The sequence below is a fragment of the Paraburkholderia mimosarum LMG 23256 = NBRC 106338 genome (assembly GCF_000739815.1).
Taxonomy (GTDB): Bacteria; Pseudomonadota; Gammaproteobacteria; order Burkholderiales; family Burkholderiaceae; genus Paraburkholderia; species Paraburkholderia mimosarum.
In genome coordinates, this window is record NZ_BBJJ01000316.1 from 1 (window position 1) to 1214 (window position 1214).

A 1214-nucleotide genomic window follows, 5' to 3' on the forward strand; every position below is an offset into this window, starting at 1 on the left:
CCGGAATTCTTGCCATTCCTGCGTTTCGCGCAGGCTGCTTAAGCTCGTCCCTGTAACGCAAAAATCACGTGTTTTGAACCACGCCGCTCGATCAGGTCATCGTGGCGCTCACGATGGTGGGCCACGTTTCGTTTCGCAGTACCCTTGAACTCATGCACGACCTGCTCGGCGTCTCGACCAGCCTGGGCACGATTCACACCGTTCTTCAGCGGGCCGCAAAGCAGGCCATCGCCATCAACGCCGGTATCGATCTCTCACCCATCCGGGTCGGTCTGCACGACGAACTCTTTCAGGGTTCCCAACCCGTGCTCGCCGGTATCGATGTCGCCTCGACCTATTGCTATCTGCTCGCCCCCGAAGCCCATCGCGACGGCGACACCTGGGCCATCCATCTGCTGGAGCTGCAGGCACAGGGCCTCGATCCTGAGCACACGATCGCCGATGCGGGAACCGGTCTGCGTGTCGGGCAAAAAATGGCCTGGCCCGATACGCCGTGTCACGGCGACGTGTTCCACATCATCCAGCAGGGTAAATCACTGGCGACGCTCTGGCATCGTGTCGCCAGTGGCGCTCGCACCGGGCGCGAGCAGCTCGAAGCGCGTCTGGCCAATCCCATCGGTGCCGACGACCGTCAAGTGTCAACCTGAACGAGTCAAATCTGTTTCGAATATGGATCAATATCACAATATCACCAATCACGAGTTTTCTAGATATGAAATTTATTTTCATCTCCTGAAGATTTTTTTGATATCGATCGATCGGTTTCGTCGGGGATATACCTCACCGGGATCTGTCGCTCCTGCACGTCCCACCTGCAGACCTCACGTGCGCGCATCAATCAAACACATTGGAGTCGGCCATCGGGGCGGCAGTTGCGTCGTCGCCTTCCGCCCAGCCACCGCCCAGCGCGAGATACAGCTTCACCGTTGCCAGCGCGGCATCGGTTTGCGCCAGCACCAGTTCGTCCTCGCGCTGTAACGCATCGATACGTGCGTTGAGAGCATCCTCCAGCGTGCGCTGTCCGCCTTCGTACAACTGCCGCGCGCTCTGCGCATTGCGGCGGGCGACGTCGAGCGACGCTTCGAGCCGCGCGCTGCGCGCATCGAAGCCGTGGCATAGCCCGTACGCGTTGTCCACTTCTTCCAGCGTCTGTAGCAACGCTTTGTCATGCTGCGCGAGCGCCGCCTGCAAGCGCGCATCGTTCGCGGGGTTCT

The 1214-nt window shown here is 60.0% G+C and carries 2 protein-coding genes; one reads left to right on the plus strand and one right to left on the minus strand.

Going from position 1 to position 1214, the window contains the following annotated elements; translation table 11 throughout:
* Positions 1-152: 152 nt before the first annotated feature.
* A complete protein-coding gene (locus BMI01S_RS37645) occupies positions 153-647 on the plus strand; it encodes a hypothetical protein (protein WP_156123930.1) in 495 nt (164 codons plus the stop codon).
* A 187-nt stretch (positions 648-834) separates the two neighbouring features.
* Here the strand turns inward: BMI01S_RS37645 and BMI01S_RS37650 are convergent.
* Positions 835-1214: TolC family protein (locus tag BMI01S_RS37650; protein WP_042293554.1), on the minus strand; the 380-nt coding region annotated here is incomplete at its 5' end.

Coding starts and splice junctions, on each gene's coding strand:
- BMI01S_RS37645 (WP_156123930.1), top strand. CDS start 153: ATGCACGACCTGCTCGGCGTCTCGACCAGCCTGGGCACGATTCACACC.